At 73.3% G+C, this 26,328-nt stretch carries 25 protein-coding genes and 1 pseudogene; 8 read left to right on the top strand and 18 right to left on the bottom strand.

Annotation, left to right across the window (positions count from 1 at the left end; genetic code table 11):
• Positions 1 to 60: 60 nt before the first annotated feature.
• Both GA0070609_RS29940 and GA0070609_RS29935 read right to left on the bottom strand, forming a co-directional pair.
• Entirely contained in the window at positions 61 to 804 is a 744-nt protein-coding gene (locus tag GA0070609_RS29940) for an enoyl-CoA hydratase/isomerase family protein (RefSeq protein WP_088996888.1), read from the bottom strand.
• A gap of 46 nt (positions 805 to 850) precedes the next feature.
• A complete protein-coding gene (locus tag GA0070609_RS29935; RefSeq protein WP_088996887.1) occupies positions 851 to 1,708 on the bottom strand; it encodes a 3-hydroxyacyl-CoA dehydrogenase family protein in 858 nt (285 codons plus the stop codon).
• Between the two features lie 237 nt (positions 1,709 to 1,945).
• Between GA0070609_RS29935 and GA0070609_RS29930 the strand changes: the two genes are divergently transcribed.
• Positions 1,946 to 2,242 carry a hypothetical protein gene (locus tag GA0070609_RS29930; RefSeq protein ID WP_088998046.1) on the top strand — a complete coding sequence of 99 codons (297 nt, stop codon included), beginning with the start codon at positions 1,946 to 1,948 and terminating at the stop codon, positions 2,240 to 2,242.
• Between the two features lie 44 nt (positions 2,243 to 2,286).
• Here the strand turns inward: GA0070609_RS29930 and GA0070609_RS29925 are convergent, their stop codons facing one another.
• Positions 2,287 to 3,066 carry a class I SAM-dependent methyltransferase gene (locus tag GA0070609_RS29925; RefSeq protein ID WP_088998045.1) on the bottom strand — a complete coding sequence of 260 codons (780 nt, stop codon included), beginning with the start codon at positions 3,064 to 3,066 and terminating at the stop codon, positions 2,287 to 2,289.
• A 53-nt stretch (positions 3,067 to 3,119) separates the two neighbouring features.
• Here GA0070609_RS29925 and GA0070609_RS29920 point away from each other — a divergent pair, with 53 nt between their 5' ends.
• On the top strand, positions 3,120 to 3,500 hold the full coding sequence (locus GA0070609_RS29920) for a PPOX class F420-dependent oxidoreductase (protein WP_088996886.1): 381 nt from the start codon (positions 3,120 to 3,122) through the stop codon (positions 3,498 to 3,500).
• A 99-nt stretch (positions 3,501 to 3,599) separates the two neighbouring features.
• Here GA0070609_RS29920 and GA0070609_RS29915 read toward each other — a convergent pair whose 3' ends face one another.
• Together GA0070609_RS29915 and GA0070609_RS29910 are read right to left on the bottom strand one after the other, a co-directional pair.
• Positions 3,600 to 3,809, bottom strand: a complete 210-nt coding sequence (locus GA0070609_RS29915) for a BldC family transcriptional regulator (protein ID WP_007073996.1) — start codon at positions 3,807 to 3,809, stop codon at positions 3,600 to 3,602.
• 251 nt (positions 3,810 to 4,060) lie between these two features.
• Positions 4,061 to 4,900 (bottom strand): hypothetical protein, encoded by an 840-nt coding sequence (locus GA0070609_RS29910; RefSeq protein ID WP_088996885.1) that lies wholly within the window; start codon positions 4,898 to 4,900, stop codon positions 4,061 to 4,063.
• A gap of 170 nt (positions 4,901 to 5,070) precedes the next feature.
• Here GA0070609_RS29910 and GA0070609_RS29905 point away from each other — a divergent pair, with 170 nt between their 5' ends.
• Together GA0070609_RS29905 and GA0070609_RS29900 are read left to right on the top strand one after the other, a co-directional pair.
• Positions 5,071 to 6,153 carry a Glu/Leu/Phe/Val family dehydrogenase gene (locus tag GA0070609_RS29905; protein ID WP_088996884.1) on the top strand — a complete coding sequence of 361 codons (1,083 nt, stop codon included), beginning with the start codon at positions 5,071 to 5,073 and terminating at the stop codon, positions 6,151 to 6,153.
• Between the two features lie 293 nt (positions 6,154 to 6,446).
• A complete protein-coding gene (locus tag GA0070609_RS29900) occupies positions 6,447 to 6,662 on the top strand; it encodes a DUF3073 domain-containing protein (protein WP_088996883.1) in 216 nt (71 codons plus the stop codon).
• Positions 6,663 to 6,806: 144 nt separating this feature from the next.
• On the opposite strand, the gene amcA is transcribed toward GA0070609_RS29900, so the two are convergent.
• The 5 genes from amcA to GA0070609_RS29875 form a co-directional block, all read right to left on the bottom strand.
• On the bottom strand, positions 6,807 to 7,040 hold the full coding sequence (amcA, locus tag GA0070609_RS29895) for a multiple cyclophane-containing RiPP AmcA (RefSeq protein WP_088996882.1): 234 nt from the start codon (positions 7,038 to 7,040) through the stop codon (positions 6,807 to 6,809).
• Entirely contained in the window at positions 7,012 to 8,112 is a 1,101-nt protein-coding gene (gene amcB, locus GA0070609_RS29890; protein ID WP_331716944.1) for a cyclophane-forming radical SAM peptide maturase AmcB, read from the bottom strand. The genes amcA and amcB overlap by 29 nt, the downstream gene beginning before the upstream one ends.
• 130 nt (positions 8,113 to 8,242) lie before the next feature.
• Entirely contained in the window at positions 8,243 to 9,397 is a 1,155-nt protein-coding gene (purM, locus tag GA0070609_RS29885; RefSeq protein ID WP_088996880.1) for a phosphoribosylformylglycinamidine cyclo-ligase, read from the bottom strand.
• A gap of 55 nt (positions 9,398 to 9,452) precedes the next feature.
• The gene (gene purF / locus GA0070609_RS29880; protein ID WP_088996879.1) at positions 9,453 to 10,994 is read right to left on the bottom strand and encodes an amidophosphoribosyltransferase; all 1,542 of its coding nucleotides are present in this window, start codon (positions 10,992 to 10,994) and stop codon (positions 9,453 to 9,455) included.
• A 145-nt stretch (positions 10,995 to 11,139) separates the two neighbouring features.
• Positions 11,140 to 11,484 carry a sterol carrier family protein gene (locus GA0070609_RS29875; protein ID WP_408630687.1) on the bottom strand — a complete coding sequence of 115 codons (345 nt, stop codon included), beginning with the start codon at positions 11,482 to 11,484 and terminating at the stop codon, positions 11,140 to 11,142.
• A gap of 132 nt (positions 11,485 to 11,616) precedes the next feature.
• Here GA0070609_RS29875 and GA0070609_RS29870 point away from each other — a divergent pair.
• A pseudogene (locus GA0070609_RS29870) lies at positions 11,617 to 13,562 on the top strand (hypothetical protein).
• A gap of 165 nt (positions 13,563 to 13,727) precedes the next feature.
• Here the strand turns inward: GA0070609_RS29870 and GA0070609_RS29865 are convergent.
• The 4 genes from GA0070609_RS29865 to purS all read right to left on the bottom strand — a co-directional run bounded on the left by GA0070609_RS29865 (position 13,728) and on the right by purS (position 18,285).
• Positions 13,728 to 14,483 (bottom strand): 2-phosphosulfolactate phosphatase, encoded by a 756-nt coding sequence (locus tag GA0070609_RS29865; protein WP_088998043.1) that lies wholly within the window; start codon positions 14,481 to 14,483, stop codon positions 13,728 to 13,730.
• Positions 14,484 to 14,487: 4 nt separating this feature from the next.
• Positions 14,488 to 17,271, bottom strand: a complete 2,784-nt coding sequence (gene purL, locus GA0070609_RS29860) for a phosphoribosylformylglycinamidine synthase subunit PurL (RefSeq protein ID WP_088996878.1) — start codon at positions 17,269 to 17,271, stop codon at positions 14,488 to 14,490.
• Positions 17,272 to 17,341: 70 nt separating this feature from the next.
• The gene (gene purQ / locus GA0070609_RS29855) at positions 17,342 to 18,025 is read right to left on the bottom strand and encodes a phosphoribosylformylglycinamidine synthase subunit PurQ (RefSeq protein ID WP_088996877.1); all 684 of its coding nucleotides are present in this window, start codon (positions 18,023 to 18,025) and stop codon (positions 17,342 to 17,344) included.
• Complete coding sequence (gene purS, locus GA0070609_RS29850; RefSeq protein WP_088996876.1) at positions 18,022 to 18,285, bottom strand: phosphoribosylformylglycinamidine synthase subunit PurS; 264 nt, start codon at positions 18,283 to 18,285, stop codon at positions 18,022 to 18,024. The genes purQ and purS overlap by 4 nt, the downstream gene beginning before the upstream one ends.
• 412 nt (positions 18,286 to 18,697) lie before the next feature.
• Here purS and GA0070609_RS29845 point away from each other — a divergent pair, with 412 nt between their 5' ends.
• On the top strand, positions 18,698 to 19,381 hold the full coding sequence (locus tag GA0070609_RS29845; RefSeq protein WP_088996875.1) for a S1 family peptidase: 684 nt from the start codon (positions 18,698 to 18,700) through the stop codon (positions 19,379 to 19,381).
• A 23-nt stretch (positions 19,382 to 19,404) separates the two neighbouring features.
• Positions 19,405 to 19,971, top strand: a complete 567-nt coding sequence (locus tag GA0070609_RS29840) for a YbjQ family protein (protein ID WP_088996874.1) — start codon at positions 19,405 to 19,407, stop codon at positions 19,969 to 19,971.
• Between the two features lie 134 nt (positions 19,972 to 20,105).
• Here the strand turns inward: GA0070609_RS29840 and purB are convergent, their stop codons facing one another.
• Positions 20,106 to 21,530: an adenylosuccinate lyase gene (purB, locus tag GA0070609_RS29835; protein ID WP_088996873.1), complete on the bottom strand. Its 1,425-nt coding sequence runs from the start codon at positions 21,528 to 21,530 to the stop codon at positions 20,106 to 20,108.
• A 62-nt stretch (positions 21,531 to 21,592) separates the two neighbouring features.
• Complete coding sequence (locus GA0070609_RS29830) at positions 21,593 to 22,183, bottom strand: hypothetical protein (RefSeq protein ID WP_157748331.1); 591 nt, start codon at positions 22,181 to 22,183, stop codon at positions 21,593 to 21,595.
• A gap of 179 nt (positions 22,184 to 22,362) precedes the next feature.
• On the opposite strand from GA0070609_RS29830, the gene GA0070609_RS29825 reads away from it, so the two are divergent.
• Positions 22,363 to 23,103 (top strand): SDR family NAD(P)-dependent oxidoreductase, encoded by a 741-nt coding sequence (locus GA0070609_RS29825; RefSeq protein WP_088996871.1) that lies wholly within the window; start codon positions 22,363 to 22,365, stop codon positions 23,101 to 23,103.
• 80 nt (positions 23,104 to 23,183) lie between these two features.
• Here the strand turns inward: GA0070609_RS29825 and GA0070609_RS29820 are convergent, their stop codons facing one another.
• Together GA0070609_RS29820 and GA0070609_RS29815 are read right to left on the bottom strand one after the other, a co-directional pair.
• Complete coding sequence (locus GA0070609_RS29820; RefSeq protein ID WP_157748330.1) at positions 23,184 to 24,872, bottom strand: sugar ABC transporter permease; 1,689 nt, start codon at positions 24,870 to 24,872, stop codon at positions 23,184 to 23,186.
• A 132-nt stretch (positions 24,873 to 25,004) separates the two neighbouring features.
• Complete coding sequence (locus GA0070609_RS29815; RefSeq protein ID WP_088996869.1) at positions 25,005 to 26,297, bottom strand: acetyl-CoA C-acetyltransferase; 1,293 nt, start codon at positions 26,295 to 26,297, stop codon at positions 25,005 to 25,007.
• Between the last annotated feature and the right edge of the window lie 31 nt (positions 26,298 to 26,328).

Here is a 26,328-nt window from a genome sequence, read left to right as displayed (position 1 = left end):
CCGCACCAGACGCGGGACGGCCGCACCGGTTGACCGGTGCGGCCGTCCGTCGTTCCGGGGTCAGCGCGGGCGGCGCCGTTCGAGGAACTCGGTCATCCGCCGGTGCTTCTCCTCGTCCTCGAAGAGCACCGCCTGGCTGACCAGGTCGAGCTGGGGGTGGGCGGCGGCCGGCGCGTCGACGGCCAGCTTCGTCAGCCGCAGCGCCAGCGCGGAACCCTTGGCCATCTCGTCGATCAGACCGTGCGCGCTGGGCAGCAGCTCGGCGGGCTCAGTCACCACCCGGTTGACCAGCCCGATCCGCAACGCCTCCGCGGCATCCACCCGGCGCCCAGTGAAGAGCAGTTCCTTGGCCCGGGCCTCGCCGACCAGCGCCGGCAGCCGATGCGTCGCGCCGGCGCCGGCCAGGATGCCGAGCCGCACCTCGGGCTGGCCGAAGACCGCGCGCTCCGTGCAGACCCGCAGATCGCAGGCGTACGCCAGCTCGGCGCCGCCGCCCAGCGCCGGGCCGTCCACCGCCGCCACGGTCGGCATCGGCAGCGCCCGGATCCGGGCGAACGCGGCGGAGTTGATCGCGGCGAGTGCCTCCAGTCGGCCACGCTCGCGCAGCTGCCCGATGTCCGCCCCGCCGGCGAAGATGCCGTCCGTCCCGCCGGTGAGCAGCAGCAGCCGCGGCCGCGCCTCCAACTCGGCGCAGACCGCGTGCAGCTCGGCGATCAGGTCGGCGTCGATCGCGTTGCGCTTCTCCGGCCGGTCCAGCGTGACCACCAGCCGGTCCGGGTGCTCCTCGATTCGCAGCCCACTCACCCGGCTCGCCTCCCGTTCGTGATCGCGGGGCCCGCGAGCTTCGCGCTCACTGCTTCACCCCGTTCTCCCAGCGGTAGAAGCCCTGCCCGGACTTCTTGCCCAGCCGCCCGTCGGCCACCATCTCCACCAGCAGCGGCGGCGGCGCGAACCGGTCGCCGTACGCGGCCTGGAGGGTGCGCGCGATGTCCAGCCGCACGTCCAGCCCGACCAGGTCGGTGAGTTCCAGCGGACCGACCGGGTGCCGGTAGCCGAGGACCATCGCCTTGTCGATGTCGGCCGGGGAGGCCACCCCGTCGGCCACCATCCGGATCGCCTCCAGACCGAGGGTGACGCCGAGCCGGGAGGTGGCGAAGCCCGGCATGTCGCGTACCACGACGGGGTCCTTGCCCAGCCGCCCGGCGAGCGCGACGGCCGCGGCGGTGGTTTCCTCGGCGGTGGCCTGCCCGACCACGATCTCCAGCAGCGCCATCGCCCAGACCGGGTTGAAGAAGTGCAGCCCGAGGAATCGCTCCGGCCGGGCCAGGCCGGTGGCCAGCTCGGCGATCGGGATGCTGGAGGTGTTGCTGCCCAGCAGCGCCGGGCGCAGCGCCTCGGCGTCGCGCAGCACCGACCGCTTGAGGTCGAGCCGCTCCGGCACCGCCTCCACCACCACCTCCGGCCCGTCGGCCACCTCGGTCAGGGCGGCGCGCAGGGTGACCCGCGCCCGGTCCTCCGCCGCCCGGTCGGCGGTCAGCTTGCCGCGCCGCACCGCCCGGTCCCACAGCTCGTCGAGCCGCGTCATGGCCGCCGCGCCCCGGTCGGGGTCGACCTCCACCAGCTCGACGGCGTGTCCCGCGTCCGCCGCCACGTACGCGATGCCGAGCCCCATCGTGCCGGCGCCCACCACGACGAACCGATCGCCCATCACGCCTCCCCACCGCGTCCGGCGGCGACGCGAGGGTCACCCGCGCCCGACGGTCCGCTCCGTCCGCTCACACCGGCACGCTTCATGCCGCCATGAGGCACGACCGCGCTGCACCGATGAACCGCTCGCTGACGCTCGCTCATGGTGCGACCCTATGAGCCCCGGTCACGCCGGCACGCGTGGGGGCGCGGCGGATCGGGTACAGACGGCGGTCAACCGAGGGAAGGACCAGTGGAGATGAGCCAGGCACCGGAGGGCGTCGCGGGCGCGGAGACCACCGAGACCGTGCAGACCCGCGGGGACGAGCGGGTGGAGCTGCTGCGCGCCGACACCAACAACGACGGCCGGACCGACGTGTGGGTGGTGGACACCGACGGCGACGGCAAGGCCGACCTGTTCCAGTTCGACACGGACCACGACGGCAAGGTCGACGTCACCATGGTCGACCTCGACGAGGACGGCACCCCGGACGAGGTGATCGACGGCGACGGTGGCCTCCCGCCCGAGCAGCTGCCGCCGACCGTCCAGGTCTGACCGATCCGCCCGGGCTCCCGCCACGCGGCGGGGGTCCGTCCGCGTCAGCCGGCCAGCCGGAGCGTGGCCAGGTAGTACGGGGCGTCCCGGTCGTCCACGTCGGCCAGTCGCCAGGCGGTGCCCCGGACCAGCGTGCTCAGCTCCTCCGGCGAGCAGACCAGGTAGTCGAACCACGGGGTGCCCAGCTCGCGGTAGCGCAGCCGCAGCCGCAGCTGGCCGCCGAGCCGGCCCCGCCGGCGGTTCTGTTCGTGGTACCCGGTGTGCACCGGGTCGCGGGTGCCGTACGGGTCGGTGCCGTGCGCGATGACCTGCGCGCCCGGGCGGGCCAGCGCGGCGAGCGCGGCGAGGAACGCCGGGGCGCGCTCCCGCCCCTCGATCAGACCGAGATTGTTGCCCAGCAGCAAGAACGTGTCGTACCGCCGGCCGTCGGCGACGTGCTCGTCGACGGTGCCGTGCACCAGGTCGCGTACGCCCCGGCGCCGGCATACGTCCAGCGCCCCGGCCGAGGTGTCCAACCCGGTCACCGGCACGCCCCGGTCCTGCAACTCCAGCGCGATCCGGCCGGCGCCGACGCCCACGTCCAGGGTGGCGCCCCGCACCCGGTCCACCGCCCGCCGGTCGTACGGCTGCCAGTCGGCGGGACCGTCCAGGTAGTGCGCGGCGGGCGCGCCGTTGACCAGCCCGTCGTCCCGTTCGATGATCTCGATGACCGGCCGGGGCAGCCGCCCGCCGGCCAGTGGCCGCGGACCGACCCCGGTGGCCACCGCGTACGCATCGCGCAGCAGTTCACCGAAGACGTCACCGATCCGTGGCTCACCCGTCACGGGCTTCACGCTATCCGGCCGGTCAGTGAACCGCGCGGTCGTATCCTGGCGGCGTGACCACCTTGGACCGCCTGGCGGCGGAGAAGTACCTGCTGCTCACGACCTTCCGCAAGGACGGCCGGGCGGTGGCGACCCCGGTCTGGGCGGTCCGCGACGGCGACGCGCTGGCGGTGTGGACGGCGGCGAACTCCGGCAAGGTGAAGCGGATCCGGCGCAGCGGCGAGGTGACCGTGGCCCCGTGCGACGTGCGGGGTCGGCCGCACGGCGAGCCGGTGCCGGGCCACGCCACCCTCTGCGACCCGGCCGGCACCCGCCGCGTACGCGGCCTGATCAAGCAGAAGTACCGGCTGATCGGCCGGCTCTCGTTGCTCGGCAGCCGGTTGCGCCGGGGCGAGGGCGGGACGGTCGGCGTCCGGGTCACCCTGGCCGGCTGAGCGGGGACACGCGTGGACGACGCTTCACCGGACGCGACGAGGGGGCGGTGGAATGGCTCCACCGCCCCCTCGGGCAGTTCGTCTGCTGGCTCCCGGCCGTCAGTCCCCCTGGCGCTGCTGGGGGATCTGCCCCTGCAGCAGGGCCCTGACCTCCGACTCGCGGTAACGGCGGTGGCCACCGAGGGTCCGGATGGCGCTGAGCTTGCCAGCCTTCGCCCACCGGGTCACCGTCTTCGGGTCGACACGGAACATCGACGCCACCTCGGCCGGCGTGAGTAGCGGCTCTGGTTCGTGCGTTCGCGATGCCATCGGTCACTCCTCCACATGTATAGACATCGGCCGGGGTCCCGCCGGCCGACGCGTCTCCCATGGTCCGGCTAGTCCCCGATGTCCGACATGGGCCGAACGGCCGAACGTCCCTAGACGGACGGATGAACCATGCCCGATTTATGCGACTTTTACACGGCAGAAAGTACCTTATTCGGACTCATGATCACGGTTCGTGATGCGCTAGCTACGAGTCTTGCTCACCTTGGGCGCGCTCCCTGACCGGTTGGTGATCAGTTGCACCTTTCCAGCAACTGCACCGCGCGCCACCGGGCCACCAGCTTGTCGTACGCCGCGGACGCCTCCTCGGCCTCGCCCCGGGACAGCCCGGCCAGACCCGTCGCGACCAGTTCGGGCGAGTCGTCGGCGGCCAGCGTCTCGTCGGAGAGCAGTTCGACCAGGCCGCCGTAGTCCAGTTCGACCACCGAGCGCGGGTGGAACTCCTCCAGCCAGCGGGCGGCCTCCTCGACCGCCTCGGTGATCGGCGCCTCGCCGACCGACTTGCGCAGCACGGACAGCGCCCGCGACGACCGGCGCCGGGCCTTGGAGATCTCCGTCCGGTAGCGCAGCGCCCGCCGCCCGGGCCGGGTGACCAGGTCCCGCTCGGCCGGCTCGAAGAGTACGAACCAGCGCAGCGGCACGCCCCAGGTGGCCACCTGCTCGTGCACCCGCGGCACGCCGTGCTCCAGCACCCGGGCGCCGCTGCGCCAGTCCTCCACCACCGCCTTGGCCTGGCCGGCGAGCACCGGCGGCACGAACGCGTCGGCGAGCACCGGGGGCACCCCGTCGCGGGCGCTCAGCGCCGCCTCGGCCACCCGGATGCGCAGGTTCCAGGGGCAGACCAGCAGCGTGTCGTCCGTCTCCAGGACGTACGCCTCGTCCGGCGGATCGGGCAGCCGGGTCCACCCGGCGCCGAGCGCCTCGATCACCGACGTCCGTTGCCGGCCCGGCCCCTCGACCGGGGCGACCGCCCGGCCCTGTTCGACGTAGCGCCGCCAGTACGACTGGCGGTCCCGGTCGAAGGCGGTCAGCGGCTCGTACACGCGCAGGTATGAAGCGAAGAGCGACGGCACGGCGCGATCCTCCCACGAATCGGGACCCGAGCGCCGTCGCGCCGCCCCCACGTGCCTGGGGCGACCGGACGGCGTCGGCCGATACTAGGCTCAGCGGCACCGGCAGCATCCCGCCGGCGTCCCACCAGGTCCGCGCCCCACAAGGACGCACACCGACACAGGAGCAAGCCATGGGCGTATTCGCCAGCAACGACGACCCGGGATCGACCGGTCACGAACAGGTGGTCTTCTGCCAGGACAAGCAGACCGGCCTGAAGGCGATCATCGGCATCTACTCCACCGCGCTCGGGCCCGCGCTCGGCGGCACCCGGTTCTACCCGTACGACAGCGAGGAGGCGGCCCTCGCCGACGTGCTCGACCTGTCCCGCGGGATGGCCTACAAGAACGCCCTCGCCGGGCTGGACCTGGGCGGCGGCAAGGCGGTCATCTGGGGTGACCCCGAGCAGATCAAGACCGAGGCGCTGCTGCGCGCGTACGGCCGCTTCGTGGAGTCGCTGGCCGGGCGCTACTACACCGCCTGCGACGTCGGCACCTACGTCGCCGACATGGACGTGATCGCCCGCGAGACGAGCTACGTGACCGGGCGCAGCGTCGAGCACGGCGGCGCCGGCGACTCCTCGATCCTCACCGCGTGGGGCGTGTTCCAGGGCATGCGGGCGGCCGCCGAGCACGTCTGGGGCGTCCCGACGCTGCACGGCAGGCGGGTCGGCGTGGCCGGCCTGGGCAAGGTCGGCAAGTACCTGGTCGGCCACCTGCTCGACGACGGCGCCGAGGTGGTGGCCACCGACGTCAACCCGAAGGCGCTGGAGTGGGCGCGCACCACCCACCCGCAGGTCACCCTGGTCGACGACGCCGCGATGCTGGTCGCCGCCGACATCGACGTGTACGCCCCGTGCGCGCTGGGCGGCGCGCTCAACGACGACACGGTGCCGGCGCTGCGCGCGAAGGTGGTCGCCGGGGCGGCCAACAACCAGCTCGCCCACCCGGGCATCGAGAAGCTGCTGGCCGACCGGGGCATCCTCTACGCCCCGGACTACGTGGTGAACGCCGGCGGTGTGATCCAGGTCGCCGACGAGATCGAGGGCTTCAACTTCGATCGGGCCAAGCTGCGGGCCACCCGGATCTACGACACCACCCGGGAGATCCTCCAGCTCGCCGACGCCGAGGGCGTGCCGCCGGCGGTCGCCGCCGACCGGCTGGCCGAGCGGCGGATGGCCGACGTCGGCCGGCTGCGCACGATCCACCTGCGCTGACCGGTCACCGGGGGCGGGCCGTGCCGGTTCCGCCCCCGGACCGGGGCACGCCGTTAAGCTGAGAATCGGGTCGGTTCGTGGGGATTCGTCCGGTGTCATGGGTGCTCGCAGCACCGCTCCTTACCGGGTACACTGTGTGACGACCGGATAACCGCGACGCGCAGGGCCGGTCGACGGTAACCCGAGGTGCCGAACGGTGGCATCCCCATGTACCGTAAGAGCCACGAGAGATGCCTGACGTCATCGGGGCCCGCCTTCGGGCTGCCCCGCATTCTGTGCGAGGGGGTCGAGCCATGGGGCGCGGCCGTGCTAAGGCCAAGCAGACGAAGGTGGCCCGGGAGTTGAAGTACCACTCCCCGAACACCGACCTCACCGCCTTGCAGCGCGAGTTGGCGGGTGCTGGTAAGTCTGAGCACAACTTCGACGACGACTACAAAGAGTATGTCGACGACGATGATGAGGATCACGCGGACGAGGACCCGGACACCTGGGTCCGCCCGACCCGCTGACCTCTCCGGTCGTAGCTGAGCACGCGGTAGCCTCCCGCGTGCTCACGCATGTGCCCATCGAGCGGCGCCACGACCGACGATCAGGGACCTGACCGCGCCGGAGGCGACTCCGGTCGATCGGCAGGTCCCTGATCCCGGTCCGCCTCAGCGGGGCCGGTTGTTCCAGTTGTAGAACGTCGGGATGTTCTCGAAGTGGTTCCAGGCGCAGACCGCGCTGGCACCGTCGCCGCCCGACACCTCCGCCCGCAGCCGTCGCGCGGCCTCGGCCTCGTGCAGTAGCGCGGTGAGTCCCGGGGCGGCCTCCCGCACCCGCTCGGCGACCCCGTCCGGGGCGGCACCCGCCACGCGCTCAGGCCGGTGACTGGTGGTCTCGGGCATGCTCCAACACTCCCTCCAGTAGGCGGATCTTGCTGTTGCGGCAGTGCTCGGTCTCCGTACCGTCAAAACGCCCCAGCTCGAAGTAGCGGTTGGCCGCGTGACCCCCGCCACAGAAACCGAAGTAGGGGCAGGACGAGCGGCACGCCTCCACGCCGGTCAGGAACTCGCCCACCCAGGGCGTGCCCGCCGCGCCGGCCAGGATCTCGGCCAGCGGCGTGGCCAGCACGTTGCCACTGCTGAAGTCGCCGTACCGGGCGTCGGTGAAGCCGGCCAGCTCCGGCGAGAGCACGGTCACCGAGCCGTCGTGGCCCACTGTGGGGATCGGGTCCAGCCGGCGCGGCAGCAGGTCGTCAGCGGTGCCGTCCAGCACCGCCGCGGTGTACCGCAGCGACCACTCGACCTCCCGCAGGTGGATCCGCGGGTCCCGGCGCCAGGCCGCCACCAGCTCCGCCCAGAAGGCGGTCACCACCCCGGCGTCGTGGGAGTTGTCGCGGGTGTTGACCCCCTCGGTCTCCTCGATGTTGATGCCGAGCACGTCGCAGCCGAGCGCGAGGAAGTAGTCGTACAGCTCGGTGGCCAGGCCCGGCTCCGGGCGGCTCACCACCGCCAGCGCCGAGAACGGCAGGCCGTGCCGGCGCAGCGCGGCCACCCCGCGCAGGATCCGGTCGTACGCCGGCCGGCCGACCCGGGTCACCCGGTCGCCGTTGCGCTCCCGCGGCCCGTCCACGCTCACGCTCACCCGCACCCGGTGCTCGGCGAAGAACGCACACCAGGCGTCGTCGATCAGCGTGGCGTTGGTCTGGACGTGGTGCTCGACCTCCGGCCCGAACGGCGCGAACAGCGCGGCCAGGTGCTCCCGGCCGGCGGCCAGCGGCTCACCGCCGTGCCACACCACCGAGAACCGCCCGGCCGCCGCCCACGGGTTGACCGACGCCGCGACCGCCTCGGCCACCGGTACCGGCATCCGCCGATCGGCCGAGCGGAAGGGCAGGTAGCAGTACGCGCAGTCCAGGTTGCAGAGGGTGGTGGGCTGCATCACGACGTACGACGGAACGGCGGCCAGGCCGCGCATTCCGCTGAACGACTGTCCCCGAGCAGCCATCGCCCTCCTCCGCTGTGCCTGAGGGTGCCCTTCAGGCTAGGCGGCGATGGCCACTCGGGTGAAGCCCTGATCAGGTGCCCGTACGATCACCAGAGCGTGATCATCCGCGGGTGTGGTGACCGATCATCTGCACGTTGCCGGAGCCCTCGATGATCTCGCCGGCCTGCCAGGCGTCGACGCCGCGGCCGGTCAGCGTGGCCAGCGCGCGGTCGGCGTCCTCCGCCGACACGATGGCGAACATGCCCACGCCCATGTTGAAGGTCGCCTCCATCTCCGGGTCCTCGATCCGGCCCTTGGCCTGGATCAGGTCGAAGATCGGCTGCGGCTTCCAGGTGGAGCGGTTGACCACGGCGTCCACGTGCTCCGGCAGCACCCGGACCAGGTTGCCCGGGATGCCGCCGCCGGTGACGTGGGCCAGCGCCCGCACCTCGGCCTCGGCGATCAGCTTGAGGCAGTCCTGCGCGTAGATCTTGGTCGGGGTGAGCAGCTCCTCGCCGAGCGTCCGCTGCCGGCCGAAGTCCTCGATCACCACGTCCAGCCGCATCCGGCCGGCGCCGAGCAGCACGTGCCGGACCAGCGAGTAGCCGTTGGAGTGCAGGCCGGAGGAGCGCATCGCGATGACCACGTCGCCCACCTCGACCCGCTCCGGGCTGAGGATCTCGCTCTCCTCCACCACGCCGACGCCGGTGGCGGAGATGTCGTACTCGTCCGGCCGGAGCACGCCCGGGTGCTCGGCGGTTTCGCCGCCCAGCAGCGCGCAGCCGGCGTACCGGCAGCCGTCGGCGATGCCGGCGCCGATCTCGGCGACCTTGTCCGGCACGACCTCGCCGGTGGCGATGTAGTCGAGCAGGAAGAGCGGCTCCGCGCCGCAGGCGACCAGGTCGTCGACGACCATCGCGACCAGGTCGATGCCGACCGTGTCGTGGATGTCCATCTGCTGGGCGATCACCAGCTTGGTGCCCACGCCGTCGGTGGACGAGGCCAGGATCGGGTTCTTGTACTTCTTGGTGTCCAGCCGGAACAGGCCGGCGAAGCCACCCAGGTCACCCAGCACCTCGGGCCGCCGGGTCTGGCGCACCTTGGACTTCAGCAGCTCGACCGCGCGGTCGCCCGCCTCGATCGACACGCCGGCGTCCGCGTACGAGACCGAGCGTTTGCGCGCCTGGCGGCCGGCACCGGCCGTCCACGGCTGGCGCTCGCCGCCGGCGCCGGTCGGGCTGCTTCCTGCGCCGCTGCGCTCGGACACGTGCGTCACGGTTCTCCCCTTTGTGGTTCTCGGCGCCGTGGCGGTGGCCGGGGCGCCGGTGGTGCTACGGGCGGTGTGCGGTCGCGCCGCCCGGAGTGGCGACGAGTGGCGGGGTGGTGCGGTCGAGGGCGTCCGGGGTGGTGTTCGCGACCCGACGGCCCACCCCTTCGAGCACGTGCTTGCCGATCAGGTTGCCGGCCGGCAGCTCGATCGGGTACTCCCCGTCGAAGCAGGCGCGGCACAGCCGGGTCTTCGGCTGCTCGGTGGCGGCGATCAGCCCGGGCAGCGACACGTAGCCGAGCGTGTCGGCGCCGATCGAGCGGCGGACGCCCTCCGTGTCCAGGCCGTTGGCCAGCAACTCGGCCCGGGTGGCGAAGTCGATGCCGTAGAAGCACGGCCACTTCACCGGCGGCGAGGAGATGCGTACGTGCACCTCCAGCGCGCCGGCCTCGCGCAGCATCCGGACGATCGCCCGCTGGGTGTTGCCGCGCACGATCGAGTCGTCGACCACGACCAGCCGCTTGCCCCGCACGTTCTGCCGCAGCGGGTTGAGCTTGAGCCGGATGCCGAGCTGGCGCAGGGTCTGCGAGGGCTGGATGAAGGTCCGCCCGACGTACGGGTTCTTCATCAGGCCGGCGCCGTAGGTGATCCCGGACTCTTCGGCGTAGCCGATCGCCGCCGGGGTGCCCGACTCCGGCACCGGGATCACCAGGTCGGCCTCGACCGGGTGCTCCTTGGCCAGTTGGCGGCCGATCTGCACCCGGGCGGCGTGCACGTTCCGGCCGGCGATGGTGGCGTCCGGGCGGGCGATGTAGACGTACTCGAAGAGGCAGCCCTTGGGTTCCGGGACGGCGAACCGGGTGGAGCGCAGCCCGTCCTCGTCGATGGCGATCAGCTCGCCGGGCTCCACCTCGCGCACCACGCTGGCGCCGACGATGTCCAGCGCCGCGGTCTCGCTGGCCACCACCCAGCCGCGCTCCAGCCGGCCGAGCACCAGCGGGCGTACGCCGTGGGCGTCGCGGGCCGCGTAGAGCGTCGACTCGTCCATGAAGACGAAGCTGAACGCGCCGCGCAGCTGCGGCAGCACCTCCAGCGCGGCCGCCTCGACGGAGAGGTCGGGGCGGCTGGCCAGCAGCATGGTCACCAGCGAGGTGTCGTTGGTCGAGCCGTCCGCGACGAGGCCCCGGTCGGCGACCTCGCGCTGCAGCTCGGCGGTGTTGACCAGGTTGCCGTTGTGGGCCAGCGCGATGGTCGTGCCGGAACTCGTGGACCGGATGGTCGGCTGGGCGTTCTCCCAGGTCGAGCCGCCGGTGGTGGAGTAGCGCGCGTGCCCGATCGCGACGTGCCCGCGCAGGCTGGCCAGGGTCGGCTCGTCGAAGACCTGGGCGACCAGGCCGAGATCCTTGTAGACCACCACGCCGGAGCCGTCGCTCACCGCGATGCCGGCCGCCTCCTGACCCCGGTGCTGCAGCGCGTAGAGCCCGAAGTAGGTGAGGTTGGCGACCTCCTCCCCGGGCGCCCAGACGCCGAAGACGCCACACGCGTCCTGCGGGCCGGGTCGTTGGGGGTCAAGGTCGTGGCTCAGCCGGCCGTCGCCTCGGGGCACCTGCCGCTCCCTCATGCTGATCTGGACTGGCCTGGCGGATCACGGGGGCGACCCACACGTCTCGGCCGGGACCTCTGTCGTCGCCTGACAGTGTACGCGAATCGGTGTCGATACAGAAAGTCACGGAATCGCTCCGATCCGTTACCTAGATCGCTTCCCCGTCCGCGTGGAGCGGCAGATATTCGGAAAGATCCGCCCGGACCCCGCTCACCGATACGCGACCCTGCGTAACCGCCCGTTCCCAGTCGAGCCGCCCGGTCGCCAGTTCCAGCCAGGTACGCGGATCCGTCTCCACCACGTTCGGCGGCGTGCCACGGGTGTGTCGGGGACCGGAAATGCACTGAACTGCACCGTAAGGTGGGACACGCACCTCCACCGATCGGCCGGGGGCGCGATCCGCGAGGGCGGTCAACAGGGCACGGACCGCCTCTCGGAGCACCGGTCGTTCGGGGGTAAGCCCCTCGTCGAGCGCCGACAACGCCGCCGTCACCGCGGCGGACTTAATGTGCGGAGAGGACACCACGGGACGATACGACTCGCCCGGAGCCGGCCCGACGCTGCCCCTGGGTCGCGCTGATCCGGTCAGACAAGGCATAGTTGCCGACGGCGTATTCGTACCGTGATGATCCCCGGCCGGCGCCCGCCGGTCCAGGGAAGTCAGCCCGGAAGGCGGTGGACGTGTCAACACACCGACGAGCCTGGAAGCAGCGGGCCGGTGTGGTCGTGGCGCTGGTCGTCGGCGCCCTGCTCGCCGTCCCCGCCACACCAGCCCAGGCCGCCCGCATCACATCCTCCGGCAACTCGGTCACCATCGACGCCGGCCGCAGCGGCACCGTGGCTGTCGAGATCGCCGGGGAGATCGGTGAGGACTCCGCCAAGGTCAGCGTCACCGGCCTGCCGAGCGGCGTGCAGTGCACCGGGGGTTGCGGAGACGTCAACTTCGACGGCGTACCGCCGCGGGCCTCGGTCACCCTGACCCTGACGGCGAACGCGAACGCTCCGGCGGCGAACGGCACCCGGGCGACGATCCGGGTCGAGGGCAACGGGACCGACTCGGCTTCGCTCAGCGTGACCGTCAAGGCAGCGGCCCCGCCGGAGGTACAGACCGTCAAGTCGGTCGCCGGCAAGGTGGTCAAGCAGGCCGACGGCACCTCCGTGCCGAACGCGGTGGTGATCCTCCAGGACGCCAACAACAAGCGGTTCGAGGCGGTCAGCGACGACAGCGGCAACTTCCGCTTCACGGGCACCAGCAGCAAGCCGATCGCCCCGGGCCGGCTCGCCGTCGGCGCGAGCTTCGACAACATCCTCGCCACCAAGAGCTTCACCGCCGGTGCCGGGGACAATGTCACCGGCATTCGCGTCGCGCTGGCGATCAAGGTCGAGGTGACGCCGAGCGCCACCCCGTCGGCGTCCGAGGAGCCCCTGCCGACCGACGAGGCCACCGACGAGACGACCGAGGAGACGCCGGAGGCGACGGCGGGCGCGGCGAACAACGCCAGCAACTCCGATGGCGGCGGCATGGGCTCCTACCTGATCATCCTACTCGGCGGCCTGCTGGTCGCGGCGGGTGTCGGCACCATCGTGCTGCTCTGGATGAAGCGCCGGGAGAACACCGACGACGCCGACGGGGACGCCCCGATGGGTGCCGCCGCCGGCGCCGGCGCGGTCCCCGCCGCCCGGGGCGCGTACCGGGGTGCGGACGACCAGACCCGGGTGGTGAACGGGGTCGGCGCCGGACCGGACCGGACCATGGTTGCCGGCGGCGGGTCGCTCGCCGACGCGCCGACGATGATGCACCGGCCGGTGGTCGACGACGTGCCGCCGGACCCGTACGGCGCCCCGCCGCAGCCGTACGGCGCGGCGAGCCCGCAGTCGGGCTGGGCGGGCGCCGGCTACGGCGACGAGCCGGCCGGCCCGGGTGGCTACGGCGGCGGTTACGGCAACGCCCCCTCCTCCGGTGGCGGCTACGGCAACGCGCCGTCCTCGGGCGGTGGCTACGGCAACGCCCCCTCCTCGGGCGGCGGCTACGGCAGCCGGGACTACGGCCCCCCGGCCGGTGGCGCCGCGGGCTACCCGCCCAACGGCGGCGGCTACGGCGACCGGTACGACGAGCCGACCGGCCGGTACACCGGCGACGCCACCCAGTACCCGGCCCCCGCCGACCCGTACGCGACCGGCACCTACCAGCCGGACCAGGGCGGCTACGGTCGGGGCGGCGAGCCCACCGGTGGCTACGACCAGGGCGGCTACGGCCAGCCCGACCCGGCCCCCTACGGCCGGGGCGGCGAGCCGACCGGCGGGTACGACCAGGGCGGTTACGGCCAGCAGGGTGGCTACCGCCAGGAGCCGCCGACCCAGCGCGGCGGCTATGACGGCGGCTACGACCAGGGCGGCTACGGCCAGCAGGGCGGCTACGGTCAGGAGCCGCCGACCCAGCGCGGCGGCTACGACAACGGCTACGAGCAGGGCGGCTACTACGGCGACCAGCCGCAGGGCGGGCGCGGTCGGCCGGACGGCCCGCCGCCGCAGGACCGGGGTGGCCGCCGGCTGGACTGGCTGGACGACTGACCATCCGGGCCTTCCGGCCCGTACGAACACCGAAGGGCCGCCCGGTCGACCGGGCGGCCCTTTCCGTTCGCCGCTGTCGCCGGGGCAGGCCACCCGCTGGCCGGGGCGGGGCCGTAGGGACAGCACGGAGGGCACGGTTCGCCGGGCGTACGCCGGGCGGTGGGGTCAGGCGGCGGAGAAGACGCCGGAGCGGAGCACCGGGACCACGTCCGAGACCCCGACCCGTACCGCGATCTCGACGTCCTGGGCGAAGCCGCCCTCGATCAGCTCCCGGCCCGAGACGCAGCCCCGGACGGCGGCCGGCACGTCCGGGGTGCTGGCCAGCGCGGCGAGCGCCATGGCCGCCTCCACGGAGAGCCCGCCCGGCACGTTCGACACCGCGTCCAGCACGCAGGCCGCGCCGAGCTGGTCCTCCACCGAGGGTCGCAGTGACCCGTCCGGCCAGCGCTCGCCGGCGGCGATCACGCCGACCGGCGCGTCCGTCGAGCCGTACCCCTGTCGCTGGAGCCAGCGCCCGACGGCGCGGGCGTTGCGCAGGCAGGCCGCGACCACCGGCAGGCCGGTGGCGCTGGCCGCGGCGCTGATCGCCGAACCGTTCGGCGAGGGCAGCACCAGGTCGGCCACGACCGGGGCGGTGCTCAGCGCCGCCGGCGAGAGCGACCACGGATGCTCGGGGGTGGTCCTCCGGCGGCCCACCGCGGCGACCGCACCGACCCGGCGCGCGTACTCGGCGGCCTGCTCGCCCCACGGGAACGGGTGCACCCGCATGCCGCGGCCGACCGCCACCTCGACGGCGGTGGTGAACGAGAGCACGTCCACCACCACCAGCACCGCGCAGACCCGGCCGAGTTCGGCCGCCCCGCTCAGCCCCCAGTCCAACCGGGCGCCCGAACCGGGCTGCGCGTAGACCGCCGCGGCCAACGCCTCAGCGCTGATCGGGCGCGGCGGGCTGCTCACCGTCACCGGCGTCGGTCGCCTCGGCGGCAGCCTCGGCCGGCTCGGCAGCGCCAGCAGCCTCGGCCGGCTCGTCGGCGCCAGCGGCCTCGGCCGGCTCGTCGGCGGCGGCCTCGGCGGGGTCCGCCACGGCTTCGGGGGCCTCGTCGGCGGCTGGGGCGACGGGCTCCGCTGCGCCGGTCCGCGGGGTCGGCCCGGCCGACGCGATCGGCTCGGAGTCGACGCTCGCCGGGTCCACCGGCGCCACCTCGGCGGCCGGCTCGGTGACCGGCAGCGGGACCGCCTCGACGGCACCGGCCACGCCGGTCGCCGGCGCGGGCACCTCGACGACCTCGGCACCGGAGAAGAGGCGCGGCAGGGTCGCGGTGTGCGCGGCGCGCAGCTCGTCCAGGCCGATCCGGAACTGCCCGTGCACCTCCAGCGCACCGCCGGCCGGGTCGGTGACGCCGATCAGCTCGAACGGCACCCCGCGCTCGGCGCAGAGGGCGGTGAACGCCTTCTCGTGGCCGCGCGGCACCGAGACCAGCACCCGCCCGGCGGACTCGCTGAACAGGTAGACGAACGGCATCGAGCCGCCGGCGAACCGCTCCGGCACCGCGACCCGGGCGCCGACGCCGCGCCGCAGGCAGGACTCGACCAGGCTCTGCGCCAGACCGCCGTCGGAGAGGTCGTGCGCCGAGCTGAGGTGCCCGACCCGGGCGGCCTCCGCGAGCAGCTCACCCAGCGCCCGCTCGTGCGCCAGGTCGACCTGCGGCGGTACGCCGCCGAGGTGCTCGTGGGTGACCCAGGCCCACTCCGAGCCGGAGAGCTCCACGTGCGTCTCGCCGAGCAGGAAGAGCTGGTCGTGGTCGCCGTTCGGCCGGGGCACGAAGCCCATCGGCACCCGGTTGGCCACGTCGTCGAGAACGCCCAGCACGCCGACCACCGGGGTCGGGTGGATGGCCGCGGCGCCGGTCTGGTTGTAGAAGCTGACGTTGCCGCCGGTGACCGGGATGCCCAGCTCGGCGCAGCCGTCGGCCAGGCCGCGGACGGCCTCGGCGAACTGCCACATCACGCCCGGGTCCTCCGGCGAGCCGAAGTTCAGGCAGTTGGTGACAGCGATCGGCTTCGCGCCGGTGACCACCACGTTCCGGTACGCCTCGGCGAGCGCCAGCTTGGTGCCGTGGTACGGGTCGAGCCGGGCGTACCGGCCGTTGCCGTCCACCGACAGCGCCACGCCGAGCCCGGTCCGCTCGTCGATCCGGATCACGCCGGAGTCCTCCGGCTGGGCCAGCACGGTGTTGCCCAGCACGTACCGGTCGTACTGCTCGGTGACCCAGGTCTTGTCGGCCAGGTTCGGCGACGCGACCATGCGCAGCACGGTCTCGCGCAGCGCCTCCGGGTCGGCCGGCCGGGGCAGCGTCTCGGCCCGATCGGCCTGGAGCAGGATCAGGTCGGCCGGCTCGCGCATCGGGCGGGCGTAGACCGGACCGTCGTCGACCAGCGAACCCGGCGGGACGTCGACCACCAGGTGGTCCCGCCAGGTGATCACCAGCCGACCCGGCTGGCCGTCCGGCGCCGGCGGGGTGACCTCGCCGATGGCGGTGGCCCAGACGCCCCACTTCTCGGCGGTCTTGAGCACCGCGTCGAGCTTCTCCGGCTCGACGACCAGCAGCATCCGCTCCTGCGACTCGCTGGCCAGGATCTCGTGCGGCTCCATCGAGGGCTCGCGCAGCGGCACCCGCTCCAGCCAGACCCGCATGCCGGTGCCGGCCGCGGCGGCGGTCTCGGTGAGCGCGCAGGTCAGGCCGGCGCCGCCGAGGTCCTGGATGCCGACGACCAGCTCGGCGTCGTACAGCTCCAGGCACGCCTCGATGAGCAGCTTCTCCATGAACGGGTCGCCGACCTGGACGGACGGGCGCCGCTCCTCGCTGCCCTCGTCGAAGGTGGCGCTGGCCAGCACGGAGACGCCGCCGATGCCGTCCCGGCCGGTCTTGGCGCCCATCAGCACCACGATGTTGCCCGGCCCGGCGGCGGCCTTGCTCTGCAGCCGGTTCACCGGCAGCACGCCCAGGCAGAGCGCGTTGACCAGCGGGTTGCCCTGGTAGCACGGGTCGAACACGACCTCGCCGCCGATGTTCGGCAGGCCCAGGCAGTTGCCGTAGCCGCCGATGCCGGCGACCACGCCGGGGAGCACCCGGGCGGTGTCGGGGTGGTCGGCGGCGCCGAAGCGCAGCGGGTCCATCACCGCCACCGGGCGGGCGCCCATGGCGAGGATGTCCCGGACGATGCCGCCGACGCCGGTGGCCGCGCCCTGGTAGGGCTCGACGAAGCTCGGGTGGTTGTGCGACTCGACCTTGAAGGTCACCGCCAGCTCGTCGGAGACCCGCACCACGCCGGCGTTCTCGCCGATGCCGGCGAGCAGCCGGTCGCTCGGCGGGGCCTTCTCACCGAACTGGCGCAGGTGCACCTTGCTGGACTTGTAGGAGCAGTGCTCGCTCCACATGATCGAGTACATGGCCAGCTCGGCCTGGGTGGGCCGGCGGCCGAGGATGTCGCGGATCCGCTCGTACTCGTCGTCGCGGAGCCCGAGCTCGGCGTACGGCTGGAGCTCGCCCGGGGTGCCACCGGCGCGCGGCACGGTGTCCACGCCGGCGGCCCAGTCGGCGGGTGCCGAACCGGCGGCCGGCGCGGCCGGCGGCACGTCGGCGGCCGCCCGCGGCTCAACCGGGGCGACCTCCGGGGTCTCCCGTACCGGGTCCGGGTGGGTGGTCATGACCTCTCCTCGCTGCGCTCGGGGCCGCCCTGCGGGCGGGTGAGCCGACCGATGATCCCGCCGCGACCGGTCACGCCGGCGCCCCCACCAGGTGCTTGAGGACCGAGGTGAAGAAGCCGAGACCGTCCAGGGAGGGGCCGGTCAGCTCCTCCACCGCGTGCTCGGGATGCGGCATGATGCCGACGACGTTGCCGGCGGAGTTGGTGATCGCCGCGATGTCGCGCTGCGACCCGTTCGGGTTGCCGCCGATGTACCGGGCGACCACCCGGCCCTCGGCCTCGAGCTGGTCCAGGGTCGCGGGGTCGGCGACGTAGCAGCCCTCGCCGTTCTTGACCGGGATCAGCACCTCCTGGCCGGGCTGGAAGGTGTTGGTCCAGGCGGTGCCGACCGACTCGATCCGGAGGAACTGGTCGCGGTTGCGGAAGTGCAGGTGCTGGTTGCGGGTCAGCGCGCCGGGGAGCAGGTGGGCCTCGCAGAGGATCTGGAAGCCGTTGCAGATGCCGAGCACCGGCAGGCCGCCCCGGGCCGCGTCCACGATCGTCTCCATCACCGGGGCGAACCGGGCGATGGCGCCGCAACGCAGGTAGTCACCGTAGGAGAAGCCGCCGGGCAGCACGACCGCGTCCACCCCGTGCAGCGCCGGGTCGCCGTGCCAGAGGCGGACCGGCTCGGCGCCGGCGATCCGGACGGCCCGGGCCGCGTCCCCGTCGTCGAGCGAGCCGGGGAAGGTCACCACACCGACCCGCGCGGTCACGAGCGGGCGTCCGCGGTCTCGTCGGCCTCGACCAGGCGGACCGTGAAGTCCTCGATGACCGGGTTGGCGAGCAGCTTGTCGGCGATCTCCCGGGCCCGGTCCAGGTCCGGTTCACCGGTGAACTCGATCTCGATCCGCCTGCCGATCCGGACCGAGGCGACGTCGCTGACGCCGATCCGGGGCAGCGCGTTTGCGACGGCCTGGCCCTGCGGATCGAGGATCTCGGGCTTGAGCATGACGTCGACGACGACGCGAGGCACTGGGCACTCCTGACTGTGTACGCAGTTGGGTGCCGACCCACAACGGGCGAGCGCAGCCAGCCTACCTGGCAGATCCCGCCCCGGCCGCACCGGCCGGACGCGGGTCAGGCAGTGATCGACGTAATCGGCGGCGGGCCGGTGGGACCGATGCCGAGTCGTTGCGATCCCGATGCGTGTTCGTTGCCGCACGTGCCGTTTCGCCCGGTTCGACCGGTCCGGCGCGCCGGGCCGGACCGCCCCCATCCGGGACATCGCTCAATTTCGATGAAACTCTTGTGAACGACATCTCAGGGCTCTACGGTACATCGTCGGACGTCGATGATTGTCCCCGGCCGCCGGGCCACCCCCGCCCGCCGACCGGCAGGCCGGACCCGGCGAACCCGGGTCCATCTCCGCAGAAGGAGCCCCCGCAATGCGCATCCGATCCCTGGTCGCGGTCCTCGCCACCACCGCGGCCACCCTGCTCGGTGCCAGCTCCGGCGCCGTCGCCGCCCCGGCCGGCCCGGACCCGATCATCGGCGGCGGCACCGTCTCGTCCGCCCCGTGGGCGGCCGCGGTGTTCAGCAACGGCTCGTTCACCTGCTCCGGCACGATCATCGCCCCGCAGTGGGTGCTCACCGCCCGGCACTGCCTCGGCGGCTCGATGTCGGTCCGGGTGGGCAGCGTCTACCGCTCCTCCGGCGGCGTCACCCGCACCGTGAGCGCCACCTACAGCCGCTACGACCTGGCCCTGATGCGGCTGTCCAGCTCGGTGAGCACCTCGTACGTCTCGCTGGCCACCAGCAACCCGCCGATCAACTCCACCAACACCATCTACGGCTGGGGCATGACCTGCTACAGCGGTTGCTCGGCCTCCACCCAGCTCAAGACCGCCTCGGTCCGGGTGACCAGCAACAGCGCCACCGACGCGTACGGCGGCCAGGCGATCCGGAGCACCCGGATCAACGGCAACGCGTGGCGGGGCGACTCGGGCGGCCCGCAGTTCTACAACGGCCGCCAGGTCGGCGTCGCCTCGACCGCCGACGGCGTGAACATCCAGAACTACGGCAGTGTCGCGTACAACCGGGCCTGGATCACCTCGGTGGCCGGTGTCTGACGGTTAGCGCCCGGGCGGCGCGGATGGTCGGCGGCGTGCCGGCCGTCCGCGCCGCGCCGTTTTGCAGCATCCGATCAGGTGAACAACCCTCACGATGGGGTGCGGGGTCCCCTGACAGCATCGGAAACGTGCTGGTCGTGACGACGGAGCAACTACCCGGGTACGAGATCCGCCAGATTCTCGGCGAAGTGGTGTCATCGATGGCCAGGACGCGGAACCCGTACCGCGAGGGGGTCAAGAACCTGCGCGGTGGCGCGTACGACCCGATGGCGCCGGACAACCTCACCCGGTGGCGTACCGACTCGGTGGCCCGGCTCGGCGAGGAGGCCCGCCGGCTCGGCGCGAACGCCGTGGTCGGCATGCGGTTCGACAGCCGCGACTGCGGAGAGATGTGGATGGAGATCTGCGCGTATGGCACCGCGGTGATCGTGGTACCCAAGGTGCCCGACGTCATGCCGCCCGACCAGCCGCTGGTCGCCGCGGAGACCGCGCACGAGGGCGAGATCGCGGAGGCCCCCGGCGGCATCGCCGAGCCGGCCAGCGCCCCCAACCTCCGCACCGCCGCCGAAACCCCCACCCGCGACTCCTGACCCCGCCCCACCCCGGCCCCGGCCCCGGCCCCGGCCCGGTTGATCATGAAGTCGTTGCCACCCGGATCGGCGTGCCGCGGCAACAACTTCATGATCGACGGCGGCCTGGGCGGGGGATGCTGCCTGGGTGGGGGTTAGAGGATGGGGGGTGGGGTGTAGGTGGCGGCGGTGGGGTGGGTGTCGACCACGGCGGCCACCCGGCGGGCGACGGAGTCGACCTGGGCGGGGGCGGCGCCGACGAAGGCGGTGCGGTCGGCGACCAGGGCGTCGATCTCGGCTCGGGTGAGGCCGAGCCGGTCGTCGGCGGCGAGGCGGTCGAAGAGGTCGTTCTCGGCGGCCCCCTTCTCCCGCATGTTCAGCGCCACGGCGACGGCGTGCTCCTTGATCGCCTCGTGCGCCGCCTCGCGCCCGACGCCGCGCCGGACCGCGGCCACCAGGATCTTGGTGGTGGCCAGGAACGGCAGGAACCGCTCCAGCTCCCGGTTGATCACCGCCGGGTACGCCCCGAACTCGTCCAGCACGGTGAGGAAGGTCTGGAACAGCCCGTCGGCGGCGAAGAAGGCGTCCGGCAGGGCCACCCGGCGGACCACCGAGCAGGAGACGTCCCCCTCGTTCCACTGGTCGCCGGCCAGCTCGCCGACCATCGACAGGTAGCCCCGGATGATCACCGCGAAGCCGTTCACCCGCTCGCTCGACCGGGTGTTCATCTTGTGCGGCATCGCGCTGGAGCCCACCTGACCCGGCTTGAAGCCCTCGGTCGCCAGCTCCTGGCCGACCATCAGCCGGATCGTGGTGGCCAGCGACGATGGCGCGGCGGCGATCTGGGCCAGCGCGGAGAGCACCGCCAGGTCGATCGAGCGCGGGTAGACCTGGCCGACGCTGTCCAGCACCCGGGTGAAGCCGAGGTGCCCGGCCACCCGGCGTTCCAGCTCGGCCACCTTGTCGGCGTCGCCGTCGAAGAGGTCGAGCTGGTCGGCGGCGGTGCCCACCGGGCCCTTGATGCCGCGCAGCGGGTACCAGTCGATGAGGTCGACCAGCCGCTCGTACGCGATCAGCAGCTCCTCGGCGGCCGACGCGAAGCGCTTGCCCAGCGTGGTGGCCTGCGCCGCGACGTTGTGCGAACGGCCGGTCAGCACCAGGTCGGAGTGCTCGACGGCGAGCCGGGCCAGCCGGGCCAGGGTGGCCACCACCCGGTCCCGGATCAGCTCCAGCGAGCGGCGCACCTGGAGCTGCTCGACGTTCTCGGTGAGGTCCCGGGAGGTCATCCCCTTGTGCACGTGCTCGTGCCCGGCGAGCGCGCTGAACTCCTCGATCCGGGCCTTCACGTCGTGCCGGGTGACCCGCTCGCGCTCGGCGATCGAGGCCAGGTCGACCTGGTCGAGCACCCGCTCGTACGCCTCGACCACCCCGTCCGGCACCGGCACCCCGAGGTCGCGCTGCGCCCGGAGCACGGCGAGCCAGAGCTGCCGCTCCATCCGGACCTTCTCCTCCGGCGACCAGAGGGCGACCAGTTCGGGCGATGCGTACCGGTTGGCGAGCACGTTCGGGATCGTCGTCACGGCCCTCATTCTCCCGTACCCGCCGGTCCCCGCCCCACCGGCATGGCCCGGACGGGCCGAGGTCACACCTCCGGGATGTCGTGCACCGTCGCGCTCACCACGAGGGTCTTCGTCCGCTTGCCGCTGGAGTTGCGGACCGTCAACAGGTAGGTGTGCCGCTGGACGTCGCCCTCGGCGCCGGAGCAGGGGAAGGTCAGCGTCTCGCTGCCGGTGGGCGGGAGGTTGTCGGCGTACACGCCCGGGCCGTCGACCGAGAGGGCGACGGAGTCGACGTTGCCGACCTTCCACTCCACGGTCACCGGGGTGCCCGGGATCGGGTTCGCGCTGGTCCCGGCCGGGCAGGACGGTTTGCGGGCGACCCGGAAGTAGTCGATGGTCGGGCCGGCGGACCGCGGAGCACCGGTCGTCGACCCGCTGTCGGGCCGCCCGGTGCTGCCGCCGCCCGTCGACCCGGCGTCGGTCGTGCCCCGGGCGGCGGGCGTTGCGGTCGCCGCCGCGTCGGACGGGGGCGCCGTCGCATCCGCCGGCGCCTCGGTGACCGTGGTGGTGGCGGTGGCCTTCGTGTCGCTCGTGCCGCCGGACGAGCAGCCGCTGACCGCCAGCGCGGCGGCCAGCACGACGACGGGGGTACGGAGCAGAGTTTGCCGGCGCATGACAACTCCCTCGCGAGGGCCGCCGCCGTTCGGTCGGGCGGGCTGGATCCACGGTAGTGACGGCGGGCAATACGCCGTCCTTTCCCGCCACCGACCCGAGCCGACCGCGCCCGATCCGCCGCCGGCCGACCGGGCTACCATGATCGGCCTCCTGAGTAGACGAACGGAATGGGGGAGGCGTGGCCAGCCTTGCCGGTAGGGTCGCCCTGGTCACGGGCGGCAGTCGCGGGATCGGTGCCTCGGTCGTCCGCCGGTTGGCGCAGGACGGCGCCGACGTGGCGTTCACGTACCGCGAGGCGGAGCAGAGCGCCAAGGCGGTCGTCGCCGACGTCGAGTCGTACGGCCGCACCGGCCTGGCGATCCGCGCCGACAGCGCCGACGCGACCGCTCTGACCGGCGCGGTCTCGCACGCCGTCGCCGAGTTGGGACGGCTGGACATCCTGGTCAACAACGCCGGAGTCTTCTCGTCCGGACCGTTCGAGGAGGTCAGCCTCGACTACCTGGACCGGGCCATCGCCGTCCACGTGCGGGGGGTGTTCCTGGTGACCCAGGCAGCGGTACGCCACCTGGGTCACGGCGGGCGGATCGTCAACATCGGCAGCAGCTTCGCCAGCCGCGTCCCGGCTCCCGGGGTGAGCGCCTACGCCATGACCAAGAGCGCGATCAACGGCCTGACCCGGGCGCTCGCCCGCGAACTCGGCCCGCGCGGGATCACCGTGAACCTGGTCCTTCCCGGCTCCACCGACACCGACATGAACCCGGCGGACAGCACCGGCGCCGACGCGCAGCGGTCGCACATCGCGCTCGGCCGGTACGGGACACCGGACGACGTGGCGGCGACGGTCAGCCACCTGGTGGGCGAGGGCGGACGGCACATCACCGGCGCGTCGATCGCCATCGACGGTGGCTCCACCGTCTGACCCGGACCGGCGCGCCCCGCGGCCGCGCAGGTGGGGTGTCCGCACCGACGGACACCGCCACCTGCCGCGGCAGGGGTAGATCAACCGCGCTTCGACCCGGCGGAGACGACGAGGCGGTCCAGGTAGCCCAGTTGCAAGGCCAGGAACGCGGCCAGCAAGAGCAGCAGCATCGGCAGCGGCAGCACCTGGGCGACGAACCCGCGCATCGCCTCCGGGTCGCCGAACGACTGCGCGAGCCGCAGGAGGACGAGGTTCGCCGCCGGCGCGTGCTGGACGTCCCGGACGACCAGCTGCGGCCACAGCCAGCTCTGCGCGCCGACCAGCCAGCTCAGCAGCCCCGCCCCGGCCAGCATCGGCAGGGCGGGCAGCAGCATCGTCGAGGCGAACCGGCCGCCGGTTTCCCAGCGTTCCCGCTGGCCCCGGAAGAACAGGGTGAACACCACGAGCGCGGGGATCGAGAGCCAACCCGGCGGGATCAGCCCGACGAAGGTGTCGAGCTGGTCGGCCTCCTCGGCCCGGAGAAAGTGGGCGATGGCCAGCGGGCCGTCGCCGACGAAGAGCCAGGGCGCGAAGGGCAGCAGGAGCAGCTCGCTGGCCCGGCCCAGCGGGCGCAGACCACCGATGGCGAAGCCGGCCAGCGCGGCGAGGCCCACCCCGACCACCGCCGAGATCAGCGGCGGGAGCCAGGTGTTGACCTGGATCCGGCCGGTGGAGACGCCGGACGGCAGCGGCGGCGCGTCGGCGGTGAGCAGCCGCAGCCACGGCGCCAGCACGTACCCGAGCACGCCGAGGAAGGCCACCAGCCCCACGGCCAGCGCACCGAGCGCGACCAGGTTCCGCTCGGCGGGCGCCGCACCCGCCGGACGGTCGCGCCAACCGGTGAAGGAGATCCGGGTGCGGGTCACCAGGAGCAGGCCGACGGCGAGGACGCCGAGCACGGCCAGCAGCGCCAGCAGCAGCACGCTGCCGGCGGCGCCGACGCCGAAGTCGAGGCGGCTCAGGCTCTCCCGCACGATCCGCACCATCGGGCCGGTCCGCTCGTCGCGGCCACCGCCGAGGACGGGCCACTGGAGGGACCAGGACTGCACGGTCACCGCGACGACGGTCAACCCGAGCACGCCGCCGACGGCGAGGGCCGCCGGAACGGACCGGCCACCGCCGGGGCGGCGGCGCAGCGCGGCCAGGAAGGCGGTGGCACCGACCGCGACCACCAGCCCGGCCACCAGCAGCGCCCCGCTGCGTACGGCGGTCAGGGTGGGCGCCTGCGTCCAGGCGTCCCGGTCGGCCTCGAACCGGTCCAGGGTCCGGGCCAGCCCGATGGCGAGCGGGGCGTAGGCCGCCAGCGGCAGGGCCAGCAGCGCCCGGGTCACCAGGCGTGGCACCCGGCCGGCCCGCTCCGCGGCGAACGCGAGCAGGGGGGCGACGAGCAGCGCGAGCAGCAGCGGCACCAGCGCGAGCAGCAGCGCGTGACCCAGGTCACCGAGGAACCCGCGCTCGATCACCTGCGTGTAGTTGTCGCCGCCGGCCGGCTCGCTCGGGCCGCCCGGGAGCCGCCCCCGCCGGAAGCTCTCCGCCAGCGTGCTGACCGACGGGAGCACGTACGACCAGAGCAGGGCGACGGCCCCCGGCACGAGCAGCACCAGGCCGGTGACCACCTGGGCGCCGCGGCCGATCCGGACGCCCCCGGTCGGCGCGGGAGGCGCCGGGGGCGGCAACGGTGGCGCGGGGTGGGCCCGCGGATCGGACGCGGACGTCGGGGTGGCTGACACAGGCTGTCCTTCGGTCGACTGGGAAGCCGTCCCAGGCTAGGCCACCGCGCTGGGCTCCGGGTCGAGGCGTCGGTCCACACCGGATCCACGGCACGGCTGCCCCGGCTGTCGATCGCCGGGGCAGCCGTCCGCTCAACGTTCCAGGATCGCGGTCACGCCCTGGCCGCCGGCCGCGCAGATGGAGATCAGGCCGCGCCCGCTGCCGGACTCGGCGAGCAGCTTGGCCAGGGTGGCCACGATCCGGCCGCCGGTGGCTGCGAACGGGTGCCCGGCCGCCAGCGACGAGCCGTTGACGTTGAGCCGGTCCCGGTCGATCGCGCCGAGCGGGGCGTCCAGGCCGAGCCGGTCCTTGCAGAACTCCGCCGACTCCCAGGCGGCCAGGGTGGCCAGCACCTGCGAGGCGAACGCCTCGTGGATCTCGTAGTAGTCGAAGTCCTGAAGGGTGAGCCCGGCCCGGGCCAGCATCCGCGGCACCGCGTACGCGGGGGCCATCAGCAGCCCCTCGTCGCCGTGCACGAAGTCCACCGCCGCCGTCTCCGACCAGCTGAACCAGGCCAGCACCGGCAGGCTGTGCGCGCGGGCCCACTCCTCGGAGGCGAGCAGCACAGTGGACGCCCCGTCGGTCAGCGGCGAGGAGTTGCCCGCGGTCATGGTGGCCTGCTCGGCGTCCGGCCCCTTGGCGCCGAACACCGGCTTCAGCGAGCCGAGCTTCTCCAGGCTGGTGTCGGGACGCAGGTTCTGGTCCCGGGTCAACCCGAGGTAGGGCGTCATCAGGTCGTCGAAGAAACCCCGGTCGTACGCGGCGGCGAGCCGCTGGTGCGAGCGCAGCGCCAGCTCGTCCTGGGACTGCCGGTCGATGTTCCAGCGCAGCGCGGTGCGGGCCGCGTGCTCACCCATGGACAGCCCGGTACGCGGCTCGGCGTTGCGCGGGATCTCCGGCTTGAACGGCTGCGACGGGCGCAGCTTCGCGGCCAGCCGCAGCCGCTCGCCCAGGGTGCGGGCGCTGTTCAGCTTGATCAGCGTGCGGCGCAACTCCTCGTTGACCGCCAGCGGCGCGTCCGAGGTGGTGTCGACCCCGCCGGCGATGCCGACGTCGATCTGCCCGAGGGCGATCTTGTTGGCGACCAGGATGGCCGCCTCCAGCCCGGTGCCGCAGGCCTGCTGGATGTCGTACGCGGGGGTGTGCGGGTCGAGCCGGGAACCGAGCACCACCTCGCGGGTGAGGTTGAAGTCCCGGGAGTGCTTCAGCACCGCCCCGGCGACCACCTCGCCGACCCGCTCGCCGGCCAGCCCGTAGCGGGCGACCAGCCCGTCGAGCGCCGCGCCCAACATGTCCGCGTTGGACGCGCTCGCATAGCGGGAGTTGGAGCGGGCGAAGGGGATGCGGTTGCCACCGATGACCGCGACCCGCCGGATGTTCTGCACGATCCGCCTCCTGGAAAGTCTTGCCCGAACC

Source organism: Micromonospora echinaurantiaca, from assembly GCF_900090235.1.
In the GTDB taxonomy this organism is placed as follows: Bacteria; Actinomycetota; Actinomycetes; order Mycobacteriales; family Micromonosporaceae; genus Micromonospora; species Micromonospora echinaurantiaca.
The sequence above is the reverse complement of the archived record's forward strand: the minus strand, read 5'-3'. Positions and strand labels throughout refer to the sequence as shown.

Coding starts and splice junctions, on each gene's coding strand:
- GA0070609_RS29935 (WP_088996887.1), bottom strand. CDS start 1,708: ATGGGCGATCGGTTCGTCGTGGTGGGCGCCGGCACGATGGGGCTCGGC.
- GA0070609_RS29930 (WP_088998046.1), top strand. CDS start 1,946: ATGAGCCAGGCACCGGAGGGCGTCGCGGGCGCGGAGACCACCGAGACC.
- GA0070609_RS29915 (WP_007073996.1), bottom strand. CDS start 3,809: ATGGCATCGCGAACGCACGAACCAGAGCCGCTACTCACGCCGGCCGAG.
- GA0070609_RS29905 (WP_088996884.1), top strand. CDS start 5,071: ATGGGCGTATTCGCCAGCAACGACGACCCGGGATCGACCGGTCACGAA.
- GA0070609_RS29900 (WP_088996883.1), top strand. CDS start 6,447: ATGGGGCGCGGCCGTGCTAAGGCCAAGCAGACGAAGGTGGCCCGGGAG.
- amcA (WP_088996882.1), bottom strand. CDS start 7,040: ATGCCCGAGACCACCAGTCACCGGCCTGAGCGCGTGGCGGGTGCCGCC.
- amcB (WP_331716944.1), bottom strand. CDS start 8,112: ATGCGCGGCCTGGCCGCCGTTCCGTCGTACGTCGTGATGCAGCCCACC.
- purL (WP_088996878.1), bottom strand. CDS start 17,271: ATGACCACCCACCCGGACCCGGTACGGGAGACCCCGGAGGTCGCCCCG.
- GA0070609_RS29845 (WP_088996875.1), top strand. CDS start 18,698: ATGCGCATCCGATCCCTGGTCGCGGTCCTCGCCACCACCGCGGCCACC.
- GA0070609_RS29840 (WP_088996874.1), top strand. CDS start 19,405: ATGGTCGGCGGCGTGCCGGCCGTCCGCGCCGCGCCGTTTTGCAGCATC.
- GA0070609_RS29830 (WP_157748331.1), bottom strand. CDS start 22,183: ATGCGCCGGCAAACTCTGCTCCGTACCCCCGTCGTCGTGCTGGCCGCC.